The 13,680-nt window shown below is 38.9% G+C and carries 9 protein-coding genes; all 9 read left to right on the top strand.

The genetic code is table 11. The features are described 5' to 3' along the window. Window positions 1-57 precede the first annotated feature (57 nt). The 9 genes from C8K15_RS00315 to C8K15_RS00355 all read left to right on the top strand — a co-directional run bounded on the left by C8K15_RS00315 (window position 58) and on the right by C8K15_RS00355 (window position 13,624). Complete coding sequence (locus C8K15_RS00315; protein WP_108584205.1) at window positions 58-639, top strand: helix-turn-helix domain-containing protein; 582 nt, start codon at window positions 58-60, stop codon at window positions 637-639. A 32-nt stretch (window positions 640-671) separates the two neighbouring features. Further along, on the top strand, window positions 672-1,310 hold the full coding sequence (locus C8K15_RS00320) for a TVP38/TMEM64 family protein (protein WP_108584206.1): 639 nt from the start codon (window positions 672-674) through the stop codon (window positions 1,308-1,310). Further along, a complete protein-coding gene (gene lepB / locus C8K15_RS00325; RefSeq protein ID WP_108584207.1) occupies window positions 1,307-1,879 on the top strand; it encodes a signal peptidase I in 573 nt (190 codons plus the stop codon). The genes C8K15_RS00320 and lepB overlap by 4 nt, the downstream gene beginning before the upstream one ends. Window positions 1,880-2,122: 243 nt before the next feature. After that, window positions 2,123-5,614, top strand: a complete 3,492-nt coding sequence (gene addB, locus C8K15_RS00330; protein WP_108584209.1) for a helicase-exonuclease AddAB subunit AddB — start codon at window positions 2,123-2,125, stop codon at window positions 5,612-5,614. After that, window positions 5,598-9,314 carry a helicase-exonuclease AddAB subunit AddA gene (gene addA, locus C8K15_RS00335; protein ID WP_108584210.1) on the top strand — a complete coding sequence of 1,239 codons (3,717 nt, stop codon included), beginning with the start codon at window positions 5,598-5,600 and terminating at the stop codon, window positions 9,312-9,314. Before addB ends, addA begins: the two co-directional genes overlap by 17 nt. Before the next feature lie 2 nt (window positions 9,315-9,316). After that, complete coding sequence (locus C8K15_RS00340) at window positions 9,317-10,474, top strand: DUF418 domain-containing protein (RefSeq protein ID WP_108584212.1); 1,158 nt, start codon at window positions 9,317-9,319, stop codon at window positions 10,472-10,474. 74 nt (window positions 10,475-10,548) lie between these two features. Beyond that, a complete protein-coding gene (locus tag C8K15_RS00345; protein WP_108584213.1) occupies window positions 10,549-11,451 on the top strand; it encodes a fumarylacetoacetate hydrolase family protein in 903 nt (300 codons plus the stop codon). A gap of 106 nt (window positions 11,452-11,557) precedes the next feature. Then, complete coding sequence (locus tag C8K15_RS00350) at window positions 11,558-11,932, top strand: YisL family protein (RefSeq protein ID WP_108584214.1); 375 nt, start codon at window positions 11,558-11,560, stop codon at window positions 11,930-11,932. 243 nt (window positions 11,933-12,175) lie between these two features. Then, complete coding sequence (locus C8K15_RS00355) at window positions 12,176-13,624, top strand: alpha-amylase family glycosyl hydrolase (protein WP_108584216.1); 1,449 nt, start codon at window positions 12,176-12,178, stop codon at window positions 13,622-13,624. Window positions 13,625-13,680 lie beyond the last annotated feature (56 nt).

The raw sequence follows: 13,680 nt of genomic DNA on the forward strand, positions 1-13,680 counted from the left end.
TGAATGTTTAATAGATTATACAACTGTATGTTAAAATAAACAACGAGAGGTGAAATTATGGAACAGATGAGACGTAATTTAGGTGTTCAGTTAAAAAAAATTCGTTACCAACGTGGGATGAGTTTAGATGATATGGCGAAACTGACAGATGTTAGTAAAGCACAACTTGCACAAATGGAAAAAGGGGAGTCAAATCCGACTGTATCTACCATTTGGAAGATTGCCGATGGATTGAAAATTAGTTTCTCTTCTCTTTTACAACCACCAAAATCTACTGTAAAAAAAATCTCATCTTCAGAAATTCCATTCGTAACAGAAGACGAAGGAAGATATCGTGTATTTTCTATTATTCCGTATAGTCCAGAACGTGGTTGGGAACTTTACAGGATTGAGTTAGATCGACACTGTTCTTATGAAAGTGTTGCTCATATGGATGGAGTGGAGGAATCTTTAACGGTGGTCACTGGAGAATTGAAAATTATATTAGAAGCTGAAGAGATTCAACTTGAATCAGGTGACACCTTGGTTTTTTCTGGAAATCAAACCCACCATTATATAAACACCAGTGAAACCACGTCTATTATTCATCTAATCATTACATATCAAATGTTTGATACGGGCTGGTCTCGGGAAAACTGAAGGATAACTATTATATTTTGAGGATGAAGATCATGTTCGATTGGTTAACAACAGAAAATTTATTAGAACTAACAAGGGATTACAAATCACTTGGACCTCTCATCGGATTCTTACTACCATTTTTAGAATCTTTTTTACCATTTTTACCCCTATTTGCATTCGTTTTTGCCAATGCTAGCGCATATGGTTTATGGATAGGCTTTTTAATATCTTGGGCTGGGACTGCTATCGGTTCATATATTGTGTTTTTAATCATTCGCAAATATGGTCGTGCGCGCTTTCTTAGCATCATGACCAGACATGAACGTGTTCAGAAATTAATTCATTGGGTTGAAACGCATGGATTTGGACCGTTATTTTTATTATTATGTTTTCCGTTTACCCCGTCTGCACTCGTAAATGTTGTGGCAGGCCTATCAGATATAAAAAAGAATACGTATTTATGGACGTTACTTGCTGGTAAATTTGTGATGATTTTAACCATAAGTTTTATTGGCTATGACATTAAAGCTCTTATCACACAACCAATACGAACAGCTATAGTAGTGGCAGTTATCGTATTATTATGGCTTTTAGGTAAGCAAATTGAACGAAGGTTAAATGCACGAGTTGAAGCGGATTTTCGATTGATTCAAAAAGAAAGACAAAAGGGAAAGGGGCCCATGGTTTGAGTTCATTGAAACAGGAGGCTTGGGAATGGGCTAAAGCCATTATTATTGGCATATTAATCATTGTCGTCATTCGCTCCTTAGTAGTAACGAATTACTCAGTTTCAGGTCAATCAATGCAGCCCACACTCCAAAGTTCGGATAAAGTATTAGTAAGTAAAATTTCATATACCGTTGGCGACATTGATCGCTTGGATGTGTTAGTTTTTCATACGGATGAAAATGAAGATTACGTTAAACGAATTATTGGAGTCCCGGGAGATGTTATTACGTACTATAATGACAATCTTTTTATTAATGACAAGCGTGTGGAAGAACCTTTCTTGCAATCATATGATGCCTTTGATGATCCGAATGAAAGATTGACAGAAAATTTCACACTTCAAACGCTCACAGGAAGATTGAGAATCCCAGAAGATTCCTATTTTGTCCTTGGTGACAATCGCAGGCAAAGCCTCGACAGTCGTTATTTTCAGTTTGTGAAGAAAGATGATATCGTCGGAAAAGTTGTTGCAAGATATTGGCCACTTGAAACAGCCACCATTGATTTTACAGGTAAAAATCCCGAATAATTTCCACCTCTTGCAGTAGTTCTGTACAATAGAGGTAGGGAAGAAATTTCGGGATTTTTTATATGAAGTTCAAAAAGTCCGCTAAAAATAACTTTCGGATCTCTTCGTTGGCTTGCTTCTCCGCTCCTCACGTATTAGGTACATACGCTGTGGTGCTCGAAGACTACGCCGCCTTGACCTCCTCGGTTCTTTTTATGCTCCTTTTTGAACACTACTACTAAAGAAAATTAAGGGGGCTTTCATGTGTCACTGCGATTAATAACTGGACGAGCAGGTGTTGGGAAATCACAATATATGAGACGTGAAGTTGCCGACGCATCGAAGAGCAATCCACTGGGATCTCCTATATTTTTTGTTGTACCTGACCAAATGTCATTTTCTACTGAATCGGCATTATCAACTACTCAAGAAGTAAAAGGAATTATCCGAACACAAGTTACGACGTTTAAACGCTTAGCTTGGCGCGTGTTGCAAGAAACAGGTGGGATTAGTCGACAAGAAATTAGTGGATTTGGTTACCGTATGTTAATACGAAGATTATTGGAAGAACATAAAGAAGAATTTTCCCTCTTCAAACAAGCAGCAAATAAACGCGGCTTTACGGATCAAATGGAAATGTTATTAAAAGAATTTACTCGCTATTGTTTGGATTGTGATACATTGCATTCACTTGAAGAGTCGCTTAAACAAGTGGATGCCCCTCGAACATTGCAAGACAAGGCTCATGATTTGTCCGTCTTACTTCGTGCATTAGAAGAACGACTTGGGACGGCTTATATCGACAGTGAGGGGTATTATGCGTTGCTTTCAAAGCAGATTCATCAGTCTGAGCTAATAGCAGAATCTGATATTTACGTGGATGGCTTTGTAACAATGACCACAAGGGAGTATGAAATATTAGGCGAGTTGATGAAACATGCCAAACGCGTCACGATTGCACTTCCACTAAATAACGAAATAGAAGATTTGATGGACGATCAATCACTCTTTCATGGAGCTGCAAAAACGGCTGAGAGATTAAAAGAAATGGCGCACGAAGGTTCTGTAGCAATCGAACCATCTGTTCATTTAAATGAAAACAAACGTTTTATGAACAGCGAAATTCAGCATCTGGAAGAGAACTTACATACGTATCCCGCGCCAGCTATTGATAATCACGAGCATGTACATGTAATTGAAGCTGACAGTCGTCGAGCAGAAGTTCATGCTGTGGCTAGGCATATTAGACGTCTCGTTCGGGATGAACAGATGCGATATCAAGACATCGCTGTTCTTTATCGACAACCTGAAGTGTACGATGAACTTCTTGAAACGACATTTGCACAATATGATATCCCGGTATTCATTAACCGCAAAAAGGCGATGTTGCATCATCCTTTAGTTGAATTGAGTCGTTCAGTCTTTGAATCTATTTTGAACGATTATCAATATGAATCTATGTTTAGAGCGATCAAAACAGATTTGATTTTCCCACTTCAAGCAAACAAACAAATTTGGCGTGAACGTGCCGATCGCTTAGAGAATTTTGTGATTTCACAAGGGATTTATGGAGATCGTTGGACTGATGAGAAACGCTGGCTCGTAAAAAAATATCGAGGACTTGAATTTCATACAAAAGCTCAAACCGATGAGGAACGCGCCTTACAAGAGGATATTACAGCTGTACGTGACTGCATGTTAGCACCTCTTCAAACGTTGGCTCACAAGATTAAAAACAGTGAAACAGGCAAAGAAGTAGCACAGGCTCTTTTTGAATTTGTAGAAGAACTATATATTTTCGATAAGATACAAATATTAAAAGACGATGAAAATGAACATGGTCATCTATTGCTTGCAACTGAGCATGATCAAGCGTGGTCTCAGTGGGTAGACGTTCTGGATCAATTCGTTTTGATGTTTGGCGATGAAAAGTTAACGCCGAAAGAGAGTTTCCGATTGCTTGAGGAAGGGTTTGATACGCTTGAGTTCTCACGTATTCCACCGTCTCTTGACGAAGTAACTGTAGCCACAGTTGATTTATCACGCTTGTCAAATATTCGAGCGGCTTTTGTGATTGGAGTAAACGATGGAGTATTTCCAAAGCGCATCGACCAAGAAGGGTTGCTGTCAGATACCGAGCGCGAATGGTTTATGCAAATTGGATTCGAGCTTGCCCCAACTTCTAAAATGAGGTTAATGGATGAAACCTACATGGCTTATCGAGCAGTGACAACAGCTTCAGATAAACTGTTTATTTCGTATGCTGTGGCGGATGAAGAAGGCAAAGCATTACTGCCGTCCACGTACATCAAGCGACTACAAAAATTAATGCCAAATGTCGAAGTTGAACTTGCTGTGATAGACCCGGCAGTATTAAAAGAAAGTGCAAAGCACTATATTCAACATCCTAGACCAACGATGCAATTTTTAGCTACAAAAATAAAACAAGCACGCACAGAAGGTCAACTTGAAGAAGAATGGCTAGCAGTTGCCTCTTATTATGAGAATGACCCATATTGGCAAAGCGTTTTCAAGCGAGTGATGCGCCAGTTATCAAACCCAGTAAAAGCACAACGTTTAAATCCAGACACCACAAACGCCTTATATGGTGACTCCTTTACATCGAGTGTGTCTCGCGTTGAAAAATACTATAGTTGTCCTTTTGCACACTTCGCGACATACGGTTTGCAATTAGAAGAGCGTAGTGAGTATCGTCTTGAAGCACCCGCTATCGGGGACTTATTCCATGCTGCATTAAAATGGATTGCTGACGAAACGAAACAACTTGGAATCTCTTGGGCCCAGCTTTCAACTACGCATGCTTGGGAATTAGCAAGACAAGCTGTGGAAGAAATCTCGCCGCATTTCGTTCATCAAATCTTGATGAGTTCAAAAAGGTATTATTATATTCAACGTAAACTTGTTCAGATTTTGCAGAGAACGATGACGACATTGCGCGATCATGCCAGTGTTTCGAGCTTTGTACCGATAGCGATCGAAGCGGGATTTGGTCCGGGAGAAGAATTGCCGACACTCGAAATTCCACTTAAAAACGGTAACGCGATGAAAATGCGCGGACGAATCGATCGAGTGGACGCAGCCGTTATTGATGGCAAACAATTTATCCGAATTGTTGATTACAAATCATCCGCAAAGGGCCTGGATTTAAATGATGTGTATTTCGGAATATCATTGCAAATGCTTACGTATTTAGACGTAGCAGCAACTAACTCTGCTATCTGGTTAGGTGAAGAAGCAGATCCTGCGGGTGTTCTATATGTTCACGTTCATAATCCAATGTTGAAACTAGCAAAAGAGTTGTCTGACATGGATATAGAAGAAGAAGTGTTCAAGAAGTATAAAATGCGTGGGTTATTAATTGACGATGCAGCTGTTTTAAATGAAATGGATACAGAAATTGTTGGAGCTTCTAAAGTTATTCCAGCCCGAATCAATAAAGATGGGTCCATTTCGAAAACGTCAAAAGTTGTCTCTCCACAAGATATGGCTAATTTGCGTTCATTTGTACGGGCCAAACATCAACAAGCTGGAGATGGCATGCTTGCCGGTGATACGCGTGTGTTGCCTTACCGTATGAAAGATAAAACGGCATGTGATTATTGTAATTACCGCAGTGTGTGTCAATTTGATCCAACAGATCCTGAGCAAGACTATCGCAAACTAGCGGTTAGCACACCGGAAGAAATTACGCAGCGAATAAATGAGGAGGTTACACCGAATGTTGATACCGACTAAACCACAAGACGTAACTTGGACGGATGCTCAGTGGCGATCGATTTTTGCAGAAGGTCGTGACGTACTCGTTTCAGCGGCTGCGGGTTCAGGGAAAACGGCCGTATTAATCGAGCGACTCATACAAAAAATGATTCGACAAACGAATCCCGTTGATGTAGATGAACTCTTAGTAGTGACCTTTACCAATGCTTCAGCAGCTGAGATGCGTCACCGTATGGCGGAAGCATTGGAAAAAGAATTAATTAAGGATCCGACATCAAGCCATTTAAGAAGACAGTTGAGCCTATTAAATAAGGCACAAATTTCAACTCTCCATTCGTTTTGTTTATCTATCGTTAAACAGTACGCTTACGTGCTCGACTTGGATCCAGGTTTCAGACTCGCTAATGAGGCAGAAGCTGCATTAATTCGGGACGATGTGTTGGCAGCCGTGTTGGAAACAGCTTATAAAGCAGATAATCCCGAAGAAATATACCGACTCGTTGATAGTTTTACATCCGATCGTGATGATCAACTAATTGAAACACTGATTGAGAAATTATATGGTGCTGCAAGTGTTCATCCTGAGCCGAAGAAGTGGTTACAATCGATTCCGCAAGGTTACAATGTGCCGATCGACATGCAAATCGATGAGCTTCCTTTTATCCATGCTCTAAAATTAACGATTCAACATACGCTTGAAGAAGCTTATTCTATGACAGAGGAAATGCGTCAGATTGCTATACAACCAGCTGGGCCAGCACCTTATGGAACTACAGTTGAGCAAGATCAATTATTAATTGCTGAAGGGATTCGTCGAATTTCTACACAATCATGGCAATCTACTTTTGACTATTTTCAAAGCTTAAAATTTACAACTGCAGCGCGCATTCCAAAAGAAACTTACGATGAAGACCTCATTCAAAAAGCCAAAGATAAGCGCGACCAATTGAAGAAGCGGGTTAATGGAATAAAAGATTCTTACTTTACGCGGACTCCAGCGAGATTGCTAGACGAAATGAGACTGATGCACCCGATTCTCCAAACACTCGTCGACTTAACTCTTACATACGGAGAGCAGTATCGATTAGCAAAAAGTGAGCGGGGGTTAGTCGATTTCTCAGACCTTGAACATTTTGCGCTGCAAATTTTGACGAAAGAAGAAAATGGTCATCTTATTCCTTCAAACATTGCAGAAGATGTAATGGCGCAGTACAAGGAAGTGTTGGTGGATGAGTATCAAGATACAAATCGCTTACAAGAAACGATTTTACAAATTGTCAAAAGTGGAACAGAAGCAAACGGAAATATGTTTATGGTTGGGGATGTTAAGCAATCGATTTATCGTTTCCGTTTAGCAGAACCAATGCTTTTCCTAGCGAAGTATTTAATGTTTACAACTGAAGCTCTAGATACAGGTATCAAAATTGATTTGAATGCGAATTTCAGAAGTCGTCCGGAAATTTTGTATGCGACTAATTTTATCTTTTCTCAAATCATGGGCGAGCGTGTTGGTGAAATTGAATATGATGAAGCGGCTGCATTAAAACCAGGGGCGCCTTATCCTGATCAACAATCAACAGTAGAGCTGACGCTTCTATCACAACAACAAGAAGACGAGGAATCGACAGATGATGACGAGGATGTTAATGAAGAGATTCAAGAGCTAGAAGAGTTGAAAAAGTCACAATGGGAAGCCCGTTATATCATCGGGAAAATCCGCAAATTGATGGAGAATCAAACAATGGTGGTCGATGCATGGACGAAAAATGAACGACCTCTTGAATACCGTGATATTGTCATTTTGATGAGATCAATGACCTGGTCCGCTGATTTAACAGAGGAGTTTAAGCAAGCAGGAATTCCATTATATGCGAATCTATCAAAAGGGTATTTTGACGCGCTCGAAGTCATGATTATGTTGAACACACTGCGTATAGTCGATAACCCATATCAAGATATCCCATTAGCGTCTGTGCTTCGTGCGCCTTTTGTCGGATTAACAGAATCTGAGCTTTCACATATTCGCTTGTCAGCACCAAAAGAGCCTTTTTTTGAGGCGCTTAAAAACTTTATACGCTTAGGTGGGAGTGGGATTGACCCAGAGACAGCCGAGAAGTTACAGCGGTTCTTCTTACATTACGAAGAATGGCGTGATTTGGCACGGAGAGGTTCACTAGCCGATTTGATTTGGAGAATTTACATGGACACACATTATTACGAAATGGTCGGGGCTATGCCAGGTGGTAAACAAAGACAAGCGAATTTACGTGCATTGCATGATCGTGCTTTGTCTTATGAAAAATCCTCTTTCCGTGGATTATTCCGCTTCTTACGATTTATTGATCGCATGAAAAAGCGCGGAGACGATTTAGGAACTGCGCGTGCCATGAGTGAAAAAGAAAATGTCGTGCGTCTTATGACGATTCACTCGTCTAAAGGTCTTGAATTTCCATACGTCTTTATTGCCGGTTTAGGGAGAGACTTCAATCAAATGGACTTCAATGAATTATATTTATTTGATCAAACATTTGGTTTGGCTGTCAAAGCAGTAGATCCAGAAAAACGTATTGCCTACACATCTTTACCCTTTTTGGCGATGAAGGAAAAGAAACAACTGGAGTTAAAGTCGGAAGAAATGCGTGTTCTTTATGTCGCTATGACGCGAGCAAAAGAAAAATTAATGCTTGTTGGAACGGTAAAAGATGCACAAAAATCCATCACTAAATGGGTTGATATTGCCAACTCTAGTGGAGACAGGTTGCCGGAATATGTGCGTTCACGAGCTAAAGGGTTCTTAGATTGGATTGGACCGTCAGTAGCAAGACATCCGGATTTCTCTTTGTGGCAAGGAGTAGTGCATTCAGGTTTACAACATCCTTCTAAGTGGTCGTTCGAGACAATTTATGTGGAAGACTTACGTGAAGTCTTAGTAGAATTAGAATCACCACAATCGACTAATCCGACAACTGCTAATGTCGTTACTTCAGAAATGATGGACGAAATCGAAAGACGATTTAATGCAGTGTACCCATTTGAACGCTCCGTTTCTAAACGTTCAAAACAATCGGTGAGCGAGCTCAAAAGACTGGATCAATTAAGAAAAGAAGAAGAACCTGAATTTTTCAGACCGAGCCAAGTACAACAAGCGATTAAAAGTGTCTATAAGCGACCTGCTTTTCTCCAACAAGGTGAGCGGAAACTAACATCTGCGGAAATCGGAACGGCAATGCATACAGCTATGCAACATGTAGATGTAAATCTAGCTCTAAGTAAGGGATCAATTGAAGCATTTATCCAACAGCTAGCAGATAAACAGTTATTAACATCGAATGAAGCTAATGCTATCAAGACAGATGCACTAGGGGCATTCTTACAATCTCCACTGGCTACTCGCTTACGTCAAGCTAAGCAAGTGTTACGAGAAGTTCCCTTTACTTATGGATTAACCGATGACGATGGAGACACTCAAATCTTGCAAGGTATCGCTGACTGCCTCTTCCAAGAAGCGGACGGGGAGTGGGTACTGCTGGATTATAAAACCGATCGAATAAAGGGAGTTCTTATTACAGAAGCATCCATTTTACGTGAAATGCATCATCGTTATGGATTACAGCTTTTACTTTATAAACAAGCGATTGAGCATATTTTAGCCATTACGATAAAAGAGAAAATATTGTATTTGTTTGACGCTGATCAAACAATCTTACTGGAGGATTAAATGTGAAAGTTCAACCTACTGAATTACATGAACGAGTAGTTGCCATTGATATGATGCGCGGCTTCTCACTTCTTGGTATTTTTATCGTCAATATGCTCGCATTCCATACCCCTTTTTACTACATCAATCCGTACACATGGTATACAGATCCGAGTGACAAAGATACGTTTCAATGGATCGATATCGCCATACAAGGAAGCGTCTATCCGTTGTTCTCCATGTTGTTTGGTTACGGCTTAATGATGCAATTTAGGAAATCACAAGAACGCGGAATTTCATTTATTCCGCTTGGTTTACGTAGATTAAGCATTCTGCTTATCATTGGAATTCTACACGCGTTTCTTATATGGTCTGGAGATATATTAATCACTTATGCTTTAAGTGGTTTTATAGTCCTCTTTTTATTGCGTTTATCACGAATATGGTTAGTAACTATCGCTTTCCTACTTTATGTCATTCCGAATATGGGACTCGCGTTGTTAAGTTATATTGTCTCGGCAACAGGTGAAGAGTTTTATACGGGTTTTCAAGAAATAGAATCCTCTCTTGATGCATTTGGTTCAGGTTCTTGGATGGATATTTTTATGCAACGAGCAGCTGATTGGACCTACGCTAATATAGAATCAGGTTCTTTATTGTTAATTGGAATGACCATTTTACCTTATATGTTACTTGGAGCAGCGGCAGCAAAAGGGAAGTTGATCGAACGCACGTCAAATAAGAAAACGTTTTGGATTACGTTAACGGCTGTCACTTTAGTTGCTGGGTTTTCTATTAAACTTTTGCCGTATTTATTTGAGGCAAACTTTTATTATATGTTTGTTCAAGATATCTTTGGTGGACCGTTAGTCGCAATTGGATACGCTGGTTTGATTACTCTCTTATGTCAGCTAACCATCTTCAGGAAACTATTGAACCCGGTTGCCAAAGTTGGTCGCATGTCCATGACTACTTATTTATCCCAGTCGGTCATTGCAACCACAATTTTCTATTCATACGGATTTGCGTTATATGGAAAAATCGATGTCCTGACTGGAACTTGGATGGCAGTAGGTATTTTCGTCATTCAAATGATTTTTTCTGAAATATGGTTGTCTAAATTTAAGCAAGGACCAGTTGAAGCGATTTGGAAAAGAGTCACATACGGGAAAATTAAATAAAAATTTCGGATGAAAAATCTGTCGAAGTATCGTAGACTGAATTTAACAAATTCTTTTTCAGGGAGTGTCCGTGTATGAAAATTTTGTCATATCGCTACGATGGCCTTATCAAATTTGGTCCAAAAGTAAAAAAAGAAGAAGCAGTGTGGGACGTGTTAGCGATACAAGAGACGCTCCAGGTAGTACCGAGTTTTCCTGAAACAATCGTCGAAGGAATTGCTAACGGAATGGATTTTGTAGAACAAATGAGAAAGCTTACAGATGCTGCATTGAAATCTGAAGAACCTGGTCAATTTAAACATGCCTTTTCAACTATTGAGTGGTTATCACCAATTCCACGTACGCCGAAAAATATTATTGCTGTAGGACGAAATTATGAAGATCATGCAAAAGAAATGGGATTACAAAGTGCTCCTGAAAATCTGATGGTTTTCACAAAATCACCTACGACTATTGCAGCGGATAAAGAAACATTATCTGTACATGCGAATGTAACCTCTTCTTATGACTATGAAGGAGAATTAGCAGTCGTCATTAGTAAAAAAGGCGACAATATCCCGAAAAAATTAGCGTATGATCATGTCTTTGGTTATACCATTGCGAACGATTTAACGGCGCGGGATTTACAATCTAAACACCAACAATTTTTCTTAGGTAAAAGTTTGAAAGGATCATGTCCGATGGGTCCATATTTGGTAACGAAAGATGAAGTGCCTGAGCCACAAAGTTTATCGATTGTTACGAAAGTAAATGGTGAAGTGCGTCAAAATGGACACACAAAAGATATGATTTTCACTATAGAAGATTTAATAGCTGAAATCTCATCACTTGTGACACTTGAACCAGGCGATGTGATTTTAACTGGTACCCCTTCTGGAGTGGGTAAAGGCTTTAATCCACCAAAGTTTTTAGCAACTGGAGACACCGTGAAAGTAGCGGTTGAAGGTATAGGGACATTGGTCAATCGATTCGAATAAAGATAATTGCCCGGGAAATATCGACAAGCGGTAGCCTAAAAAAGTTTATTAGAACCGTAGATATGATATTCTAGAATAGAACAACAAATTAGATGAGGTGACGATTTTGGATTTTTTAGCTAACACGGATTTACACATTACGACTTGGGTAATCGGAATTATTTTATTCTTTGTCGCAGTTGCAATGAAAAACGGCAGTAAAGGCCAAAAAATAACACATATGATATTACGCTTATTTTACGTGTTAATTCTACTAACTGGTATATCGCTATTTATTAAAGGTATGGATTTCGATATGGGCATGTTATACGGATTTAAATTAATCGGTGGCGTTCTAATTATCGGAATGATGGAAATGATTTTAGTTCGTATGAAAAAACAAAAACCGACAACAATGTTTTGGGTTCTATTATTTATCTTCTTATTCATCACGATGTTCTTAGGATTCAAATTACCAATGGGCATTAACTTTTTAGCTTAGTACTTTTTTGAACCACTTTACTCCTTATGGTTGGAGTAAGGTGGTTTTTTAATTGATTTGAAAGTGAGCGATTGCTCAGTTGGAAAAATCGGTTCCCAAGTTGGAATTAGGGTGAAAGTTTCTCAACAAAGTGGATAATTTCACAGTATTGACGTAAATCAAAATGAATTCTTCGTTAATCATGGCGAGGCTCAGAAGTGTTTGGTAAAATTACGAATGAAGATTCGTAGAGGAGGACCTCCCGTGAAGACAGAAAAATGGATGCTGATGACGATTATTTTGACTCTAATTGTTAGTATGGTGTCACCGTTAACCACACAAGCAGCAGCAAAAGAAACGATAGAAGATGAAAGCATATATGATTTGTTAGTCGATCGATACTTTAATAAAACGATTGAAAATGATTTTGAAGTTGATACACAAACACCTGGAGCATTTGCAGGCGGAGATTTCATGGGAGTGGTCGAAAAACTGGATCATATTGAAAAGCTAGGTTTTACCATGATTTCTCTAGGACCAGTCTTTTCAACTGAAACCTATGACGGAAAACGTGTATTGGATTATGAGAAGTTAGAGCGACATTTTGGTACATCTAAAGAATTAAATACGTTAATCGACAAAGTTCATCAAAAAAATATGAGTGTTATTGTTGATTTCCCAATACAAAATGTAAGTTCAAAACATGTCTTTACTTCTAATGAGGACAATGATCCCTGGATTATAGAAAATACTGATGGGACCATTTCATTTGATTTCACGAATGAAGACGCTCAACAAGCTATTCTTAAATCTGTCTTATCATTTGTGAAACAATATAAAGTAGATGGCCTTCGACTGACGGCTATTGAAGATGTTGATACGGATTTTTTAAATACCATAATTGATGCACTTAAAGAAGAAAATGAAGACTTTTATGTCTTAAGCAATGAACCAAGTGAAGCACAATTTGATGCTAAAGTTTCAACTGATCAAGAAGAACAGTATCGTCATGCATTTAAAACGGTTGATAATGAAATAGAAATAGCAGTGCCATCACAAGACAAACCAGTAATACAACAAATTGATTCACTTAGTTCTCGCCGATTTACAGCAGATGCAGCAGAATCAAATATGTTCCCACCCACTCGATTTAAAATGGCAATGGCAACAATACTATCTATTCCTGGTGTGCCATTAATGACGTATGGTTCTGAGATTGCAGTAAATGGTGAAAAACCACCGGAATCACACCCGCTATTGGATTTTAATACAGATGAAGAATTAGTTGAATTTATTGGGGATGTCCAGAAACTCCGAAATGGTTCATCGGCTCTTCGTACTGGGTCAATTGAAATGTTGCATAATGAAGCGGGATTAATGATTTATAAACGATCGAATGAAAAGGAATCTTGGATTGTGGCTATAAACAATACAGGGGGTACTCAAAGCTTCGACTTACCAAGAGAAGTCATTGGTGATAACAAAGAGCTTACAGGCTTATTTGAAAGCGATATTTTGAGACAAAAAGATGATGGAACTTACAAACTTGTGTTGAGTCGTGAAATTGCCGAGTTTTATTTGGTCAAAGATAAAAAAGGATTCAATAAACCCTATATGGCAGCACTAGTTCTTGTGTACGTTCTGTTTCTAGTCTTTATCTATCTTGTTTGGAAAAAAGGAAGACAAAAGAAACGTGACGAAAGTTTGAAATAAAGAATCGCTTAATATGGTAATTAATGGATATTTTGAAGTGATTCGCGCGTAGTCGA

This window comes from Paenisporosarcina sp. OV554, from assembly GCF_003058165.1.
Classification (GTDB): domain Bacteria; phylum Bacillota; class Bacilli; order Bacillales_A; family Planococcaceae; genus Paenisporosarcina.